This is a genomic window from Citricoccus sp. (genome assembly GCF_032154715.1).
Classification (GTDB): Bacteria; Actinomycetota; Actinomycetes; order Actinomycetales; family Micrococcaceae; genus Citricoccus.
The window spans coordinates 1-6,957 of record NZ_JALDXU010000130.1 but is presented as its reverse complement, the minus strand read 5'-3'; the positions used below and the strand labels follow the sequence as shown (position 1 = coordinate 6,957).

The window sequence follows — 6,957 nt, the reverse complement described above, 5'->3', positions numbered from 1 at the left end:
GCAGGGTAGACAGGACTCGAACCTGCAACCTGCGGTTTTGGAGACCGCTGCGCTACCAATTGCGCCACTACCCTAGGGGCCGGATGTGGTTTCCCACGGCACGGCCCAGCCTGGTGCTTTTCAACACCGGGGATCAACTTTACGCCATCGGGGGCAGTGAGTCGAACCGGCAGCTTCTCCGGGGCGCACACACCGGCACGAGCGTGCCGGGTACCACTAGGCTGGATCGCGACGACCCCCGGAAACCGCCCGCCGGAAGGACCCCATGTCTAGCTCGCTGTCCACCTCGCAGCCCACCCCGCCCCGCAGCCGCGTCTCCGAGCGCATCGGCTCGATCGCCGAATCTGCCACCCTCGCCGTCGACGCCAAGGCCAAAGCCCTCAAGGCCGCCGGGCGACCGGTGATCGGCTTCGGCGCCGGAGAGCCGGACTTCCCCACCCCGGGGTACATCGTCGAGGCGGCCGTCAACGCCGCCCAGGACCCCCGGAACCACCGCTACTCGCCCGCCGGTGGTCTGCCCGAGCTGAAGCAGGCCATCGCGGAGAAGACGCTGCGGGATTCCGGCTTCGAGATCGAACCCCAGCAGGTCCTGGTGACTAACGGCGGCAAGCAGGCCGTCTACAACACCTTCGCGACCCTGCTGGATCCGGGCGACGAGGTCATCGTCCCCACCCCGTTCTGGACCACGTACCCCGAGTCCATCCGCCTGGCCGGCGGCGTGCCGGTCGAGGTGTTCGCCGGCCCGGAGACCGGCTACAAGGTCACCGTGGACCAGCTCGAGGTCGCGGTCACCGAACGGACCAAGGTGTTCTTGTTCAACTCGCCCTCCAACCCCACCGGCGCCGTGTACGACCCGGAGGAGACCGCCGCGATCGGCCAGTGGGCCGTGTCCCGTGGCCTCTGGGTGGTCACCGACGAGATCTACGAACACCTCACCTATGACGGCGTCCCCTTCACCTCGATCGCCGCCGCCGTGCCGGAGATGGCCGAGCAGGTCATCATCCTCAACGGCGTGGCCAAGACCTACGCCATGACCGGCTGGCGCGTGGGGTGGATGGCCGGCCCGGTGGACATCATCAAGGCGGCCACCAACCTGCAGTCGCACGCCACCTCCAACGTCGCGAACGTCTCCCAGCGCGCGGCCCTCGCCGCCGTCGCCGGGCCGCTGGACGCCGTCGAGGAGATGAAGGCGGCCTTCAACCGCCGCCGCAAGGCCATCGTCGAGGGGCTCAACGCGGTGCCCGGATTCTCCTGCCCGACGCCGGCCGGGGCCTTCTACGCCTACGTGGACGTCCGCGGCGCGCTGGGCGAGAAGCACCAGACCTCCGCCGAGCTGGCCGGCTACATCCTCGACGAGGCCGAGGTCGCCGTCGTCCCCGGCGAGGCCTTCGGCCCCTCCGGCTTCCTGCGCCTGTCCTACGCCCTGGGCGACGACGACCTCGCCGAGGGCATCGGCCGGATCCAGCAGCTCCTCGCCCGCTGACCAGCGCCCAACACCCAGCACAGTGCACAGGACAGGACGCGGCAGACGCAGGTGCGAGTTCCAGTGCGGGTGCGGGTGCGGGTACGGGTGTCAGTGCAGATGAGGATCAGATGGAGGTATTGATCCGCAGTTGCGTCGATTAGGGTGACTTCATGACGCTTCTGCGAATCTCTGAGGCCGCCCGCTTTCTCGGCGTGAGCGACGACTCCGTCCGCCGCTGGGTCACCTCTGGCCGGCTCAGCGCCCACACGGACGGCTCCGGTCGCGCGGCCGTGGACGGCGTCGAGGTGGCCCAGCTGGTCAAGTACGGCAACAGCTCCCACCAAGGCCCCGGTGCGGACGGCGTCCCCTCCTCGGCGCGCAACCGCTTCCACGGGCTCGTGACGGACGTGGTCATGGACACCGTCATGGCCCAGGTGGAGGTGCAGTGCGGCCCCTTCCGGGTGGTCTCCCTCATGAGTACGGAGGCGGCCCGGGACCTCGGTCTCGAGCCCGGGATGCCCGCCACAGCAGTGGTGAAGGCGACGACCGTCATCGTGGAACGCACCGAACGTCCTGAACGTCCTGAACGCACTGAACGGGGCGACGGTTGATGGGGGGCCGTCCCGGACGCCACCGGGCAGGAATCGGAGCAGCACTCGGCCTCATCCTGGGATCCGGCGTGGTCTTGGCCGGCTGCAGTGTCCCCTCGAGCGGCACCGCTCCGTCGAGTGGCGGGGCCGCCGCCAGCACCACCCTCACCGTTTTCGCTGCAGCGTCCCTGGGCGACTCCTTCGAGGAGCTGGCGGAGGGCTTCGAGCAGGAGAACCCGGGGGTCGAGGTCGCCTACAGCTTCGCCGGCTCGTCCTCCCTCGCGGAGCAGATCCTGGCCGGTGCCCCCGCCGACGTCTTCGCCTCAGCCGACGAACCGAACATGGACACCGTGGTAGCAGCCGGGGAGAACGCCGGGGAGCCAGAAGCGTTCGCCACCAACTTCCTCACGCTCGTCACCCCCGCCGAGCACCCAGGCGACACCCCCGCCCACCACGCCCCCGATATCACCTCCCTCGAGGACGCGGCGGCCGAGGGCGTGAAGCTCGTGGTCTGCGCCCCCCAGGTCCCGTGCGGTCACGCCGCCCTCACCCTGGCAGAGGATGCCGGCGTGGAACTGACGCCCGTCAGCGAGGAGTCCAGCGTCACCGACGTGCTCGGCAAAGTCACCTCCGGCGAGGCCGACGCCGGCCTGGTCTACGTCACGGACGCCCTGAGTGCCGGTGCCCGCGAATCCGTGACGGCCATCGGACTCGAGAACGCCGACTCCGCCGTGAACACCTACCCCATCACCGTGCTGGACGCCGCCGCGGAGAACGGCCCGGAGCATCCCGAGCTGGCCCAGCGCTTCGTCGAGTACGTGCTCTCCGAGGAGGGCCAGTCGGTCCTCGAGGCCGATGGGTTCGGCGCTCCGTGACGGCCCGCCGTAAACGCTCGGCCCTCAAGGTTCAGGGCCGGGAGGTGCGCGTCCGCCCGCCGGCCGGACTGGCCGTCGTCGGGATCCTGGGCGGCGCCGCGCTCTTGGTGCCGTTCGTCGCCCTGATGGCCGGCGTGGACCTCACCCGGCTGCCTGGACTGCTCACCTCACCCTCCGCGCTGGATGCCCTCGGACTCTCCCTGCGGACCGCGTTGACGGCCACCGCGATCTGCCTGATGATCGGCACTCCGCTGGCGCTCGTGCTCACCCGCCTGGACTTCCCGGGCCGCAGCCTGGCCCGGTCACTGGTGCTGCTGCCGCTGGTGGTCCCGCCCGTGGTCGGGGGGATCGCGCTGACGGAGGCGTTCGGGCGGCGGGGGCTGATCGGCGAGCACCTGCAGCTGCTCGGGATCGAGGTCGCCTTCACATCAGCGGCCGTGGTCCTGGCGCAGGTCTTCGTCTCCCTGCCGTTCCTGGTGGTGGCCCTGGAGAGTGCCCTGCTGACCCGCGGTGAGGCCCATGAACGCACCGCGCTGTCCCTGGGGGCCTCCCCGCTGCGCACGTTCCTGACCGTGACGCTGCCGCTCCTGGTGCCCGGGCTCGTCGCCGGGCTGGTGCTGACCTTCGCCCGCGCCCTGGGAGAGTTCGGGGCGACGATCACCTTCGCCGGTTCCCTGCAGGGCACCACGCGCACTCTACCGCTGCAGGTCTACCTCGAGCGCGAGACCGATCCGGAGGCCGCCGTCGCCCTCTCCCTCGTCCTCGTGGTGGTGGCCCTCGTGGTCATCACCGTGGCCTATGGGCGCCGGGATGGGCGCCGGGACAGCCGGCGGACGGGCGCACGGGCATGACCGGCCTGGACTGCCGCGTGGTCGTCCCCGAACGAGGGGTGAACCTCGCCGTCACCGTGGATGAGGGACAGACCCTGGCCCTGACCGGGCCCAATGGTTCCGGCAAGTCCACAGTGCTGTCCGCCCTCGCCGGCTGGCTGCGGCCGGAGGCCGGGCACGCCCGGCTCGGGGACAGGACTCTTTTCGACGAGCACACCTGGACCCCGGCACGACGCCGGAATGTCGGCTACCTGACGCAGGACCCCCTGCTCTTCCCCCACCTCCCGGCCGAGGCGAACGTCGCCTTCGGGCTGGCCCGGGCCGGCGTCGTGGGCCGGAAGGACCGGCGGGACGCGGCCCGGGACTGGCTCGAGCGGGTGGGGGTGGGGCAGCTGGCCTCACGACGGCCCGGGGAGATGTCCGGCGGCCAGGCCCAACGCACGGCGATCGCCCGGGTGCTGGCCTCGGGGCCGGACCTGGTGCTGCTGGACGAGCCGCTGTCCGCCCTGGACGCCCAGGTGGTCCCGCAGATCCGCGAGCTGCTCGCCGAGGTCCTGGCGGATCTCACCACGGTGCTCGTCACGCACCACGCGGCGGATGTGGCGGCGCTGGCGGATGCCGAGTTCCAGATCAAGAGCTGAATCTAGAGCAGCCCCCGCTCCCCCGCCCAGCGGGTGAGTTCGTGGCGGTTGGAGAGCTGGAGCTTGCGCAGCACGTTGGACACATGGGTCTCGATGGTGCGCACGGAGATGAACAGGTCTTTCGCGGCCTCGCGGTAGGTGTAGCCGCGGGCGATCAGTCGCATGACCTCGAGTTCGCGGGCCGAGAGCAGGTCGAGTTCCTCGTCCCGCACGGCCACGTCCGCGGTGCCGAAGGCGTCCAGGACGAAGCCGGCCAGCCGCGGCGAGAACACGGCGTCGCCGCCGGCCACCCGCTGCACGGCCTCGGAGACCTCGGCCCCGGAGATGGTCTTGGTGACGTAGCCGCGGGCGCCGGCGCGGATGACGGAGACCACGTCCTCGGCGGCGTCGGACACGGAGATCGCCAGGAATCTGACCTCGGGGGCCAGATCCTGGCAGGACGCCGCGACCTCGGCCCCGCCGCCGCCCTTGCCCCCGGGCAGGTGCACGTCCAGCAACACCACCTCCGGTTCGAGTTCGTGGATGATCCGGATGGCCGCGTCGACGTCCCCGGCCTCCCCCACCACCGCGATGTCCGCCGGATCCAGATCGGCTTTCAGGCCGGTGCGGAAGATGGCGTGGTCGTCGACGATGACAACGCGTGTGGTCATGGTGTTGCCCCTTCTGTGGCCTCTGCTGTGCCACGGCCTGTGGCGTGCTCGGGCACCGGCAGGTGCAGCCGGACCTCCGTGCCGCCCGTGCCGGTGGAGATGGTGGCCGTCCCGCCGGCGCGCTCCATGCGGCCGACCATGGATTCGCGGATGCCGAGCCGGTCCTGCGGGATGGCGTCCAGGTCGAAGCCGTCGCCCCGGTCCTTGACGAAGATCTCAACGGCGGCCGGGCCGGCCTCGGCGTAGACGCGCGCCGGTCCCGCGTGGCGCACCGCGTTGAGCATGGCCTCACGGGAGGCCTGCAGCAGCGGGTCGAGCCAGGGCCCGGTGGCCACGCCGACCGTGACGACCTCGATCGGCTGGCCATGGTTGTCCTCGATGGCGGCCGCCAGGTCCTGCAGCCGGTCCGTCAGGTTCCCGTCGGGGCGGGTCGGGTCGGCGTAGAGGTACTGGCGCAGGTCACGCTCCTGGGCACGCGCCAGCCGGGCGACCATGGCGGAGTCGTCCGCGTTCTTCTGGATCAGGGCCAGGGTCTGGAGCACGGAGTCGTGCAGATGCGCGGCGATCTCCGCGCGTTCGGTCTGGACGGCGAGCGCGGACGACTTCGCGGCGGCGTCCCGCCACAGCTTGATCACCCACGGGGCGGCCACGAGCACGACGCCGGCCAGGATGACGATGGCGACGACGAGCCCCAGCCACATGTCCTGGGCACCGACGACGCCGGCGGCGAGCGCCAGGATGCCGGCCATGACCAGCAGCAGGCCGAGCACGAGGGAGGTGATGCGGTGGGTCCGTCCGGCCCGGTCCGTGGCATCGCCCCGGAGGGAGTCAAGCTGCAGCCAGGCCAGCGCCACCCCGAGGAGCACGACGGCGGCCGGCCCGATCAGACCCCAGTTCAGCCGAATCCCGGTCATCTGCAGGGTGAGGGCCGCGGCCAGCACGAGGAGCACGATGCCGACGATGACCTGCCAGCCGCGCCCGGCCGAACTGCCGAGCCGGCCGCCGATCCGCTCACTCAGCCGGTCCCCGAGCCGGTCTCCGATGGCCCACGGCCGAGTCTGCTCAGCGGCCCCGCGCACGGGTTCGGCGGCCCCGACGACGGCCTCCTGCTCATCCGGGACGAAGATCCACAACCAGGCGTAGAACACCACGCCGACCCCGCTGAGCAGCGCCAGGGCCACGACGCCGACCCGCACCCACGCCACGGGCAGGCCGAGATAGCGGGCCAGGCCCGCGCAGACGCCGGCGATGGCCCGGTGCTCCCGGGGGCGGGTGAGGACAGTGGTCATGGCTCCATCCTGCCTCAGTCGGCGGCATCCGGGTGGCGCTACGGACTCAGATCCGGGGGTTCTCCGGGTCCGATCAGGGGCTCCCCGGATACCGCCCGGGACCCGCAGCCGGGACGATGGAGTCATGAACGAGAACCCCGCCCCCGGCAGCACCAGCGGCTTCTACACCTGGATCGACTCGCTGCACACCGTGCGCTCCCCCCACCGCTGGATGGGTGGCGTCGTCGCCGGCCTGGCCGACCGTATCGGCATGGACCGCACCCTGGGCCGCGCCCTGTTCGTGGTCCTGACCCTGCTCACCTCCGGACTGACCGTGCTGTTCTACGGCCTGGCCTGGATGTTCCTGCCGGAGCCGGACGGCCGCGTCCACTCCCGGGAGGCGGGCCAGGGACGGTGGACCGCCGGCATGACGGGCGCGCTCGTCTTCACCGTGCTCGGCATCGGCAACCTCTTCAACTGGCCCGGCTTCCTCGGCCGGAGTGACGGTTTCTGGAGTTTCGGCAGCGTGATCGGCCTGGGCATCATCGGCTTCTTCGTCTGGCTGGTCCTGTCCCAGAACGGCGGGCGCGGCCGGCCCCGGGAACTGTGGTCCGGCACGGACCCGGCCGCCGGCTCGG

8 protein-coding genes and 1 tRNA gene are annotated in these 6,957 nt (G+C 71.3%); 6 read left to right on the top strand and 3 right to left on the bottom strand.

Translation table 11 applies throughout. The annotated features are described in order from the left end of the window. Nucleotide 1: 1 nt before the first annotated feature. Nucleotides 2-74 (bottom strand) — tRNA-Trp (locus RUH65_RS14800). A 191-nt stretch (nt 75-265) separates the two neighbouring features. Between RUH65_RS14800 and RUH65_RS14795 the strand changes: the two genes are divergently transcribed. The 5 genes from RUH65_RS14795 (at nt 266) to RUH65_RS14775 (ending at nt 4,401) form a co-directional block, all read left to right on the top strand. Further along, nucleotides 266-1,483, top strand: a complete 1,218-nt coding sequence (locus RUH65_RS14795; protein ID WP_313818379.1) for a pyridoxal phosphate-dependent aminotransferase — start codon at nt 266-268, stop codon at nt 1,481-1,483. Nucleotides 1,484-1,635: 152 nt separating this feature from the next. Beyond that, complete coding sequence (locus tag RUH65_RS14790) at nt 1,636-2,076, top strand: TOBE domain-containing protein (RefSeq protein ID WP_313818378.1); 441 nt, start codon at nt 1,636-1,638, stop codon at nt 2,074-2,076. Next, nucleotides 2,076-2,930, top strand: coding sequence for a molybdate ABC transporter substrate-binding protein (modA, locus tag RUH65_RS14785; protein ID WP_313818377.1), 855 nt, complete (start codon nt 2,076-2,078; stop codon nt 2,928-2,930). Before RUH65_RS14790 ends, modA begins: the two co-directional genes overlap by 1 nt. Beyond that, complete coding sequence (locus tag RUH65_RS14780) at nt 2,927-3,781, top strand: ABC transporter permease (RefSeq protein WP_313818376.1); 855 nt, start codon at nt 2,927-2,929, stop codon at nt 3,779-3,781. Before modA ends, RUH65_RS14780 begins: the two co-directional genes overlap by 4 nt. Then, complete coding sequence (locus RUH65_RS14775) at nt 3,778-4,401, top strand: ATP-binding cassette domain-containing protein (RefSeq protein WP_313818374.1); 624 nt, start codon at nt 3,778-3,780, stop codon at nt 4,399-4,401. The genes RUH65_RS14780 and RUH65_RS14775 overlap by 4 nt, the downstream gene beginning before the upstream one ends. A gap of 2 nt (nt 4,402-4,403) precedes the next feature. On the opposite strand, the gene RUH65_RS14770 is transcribed toward RUH65_RS14775, so the two are convergent. Together RUH65_RS14770 and RUH65_RS14765 are read right to left on the bottom strand one after the other, a co-directional pair. Beyond that, on the bottom strand, nt 4,404-5,051 hold the full coding sequence (locus RUH65_RS14770; RefSeq protein WP_313818373.1) for a response regulator transcription factor: 648 nt from the start codon (nt 5,049-5,051) through the stop codon (nt 4,404-4,406). Then, complete coding sequence (locus tag RUH65_RS14765) at nt 5,048-6,340, bottom strand: PspC domain-containing protein (protein WP_313818371.1); 1,293 nt, start codon at nt 6,338-6,340, stop codon at nt 5,048-5,050. Before RUH65_RS14765 ends, RUH65_RS14770 begins: the two co-directional genes overlap by 4 nt. A gap of 124 nt (nt 6,341-6,464) precedes the next feature. Here RUH65_RS14765 and RUH65_RS14760 point away from each other — a divergent pair. Further along, on the top strand, nt 6,465-6,957 hold a 493-nt coding region (locus RUH65_RS14760; protein WP_313818369.1), incomplete at its 3' end, for a PspC domain-containing protein.

What these genes read in the sequence shown, in the direction of transcription:
- RUH65_RS14775 (WP_313818374.1), top strand. Translation starts at nt 3,778, where the DNA reads ATGACCGGCCTGGACTGCCGCGTGGTCGTCCCCGAACGAGGGGTGAAC.
- RUH65_RS14790 (WP_313818378.1), top strand. Translation starts at nt 1,636, where the DNA reads ATGACGCTTCTGCGAATCTCTGAGGCCGCCCGCTTTCTCGGCGTGAGC.
- modA (WP_313818377.1), top strand. Translation starts at nt 2,076, where the DNA reads ATGGGGGGCCGTCCCGGACGCCACCGGGCAGGAATCGGAGCAGCACTC.
- RUH65_RS14770 (WP_313818373.1), bottom strand. Translation starts at nt 5,051, where the DNA reads ATGACCACACGCGTTGTCATCGTCGACGACCACGCCATCTTCCGCACC.
- RUH65_RS14795 (WP_313818379.1), top strand. Translation starts at nt 266, where the DNA reads ATGTCTAGCTCGCTGTCCACCTCGCAGCCCACCCCGCCCCGCAGCCGC.
- RUH65_RS14765 (WP_313818371.1), bottom strand. Translation starts at nt 6,340, where the DNA reads ATGACCACTGTCCTCACCCGCCCCCGGGAGCACCGGGCCATCGCCGGC.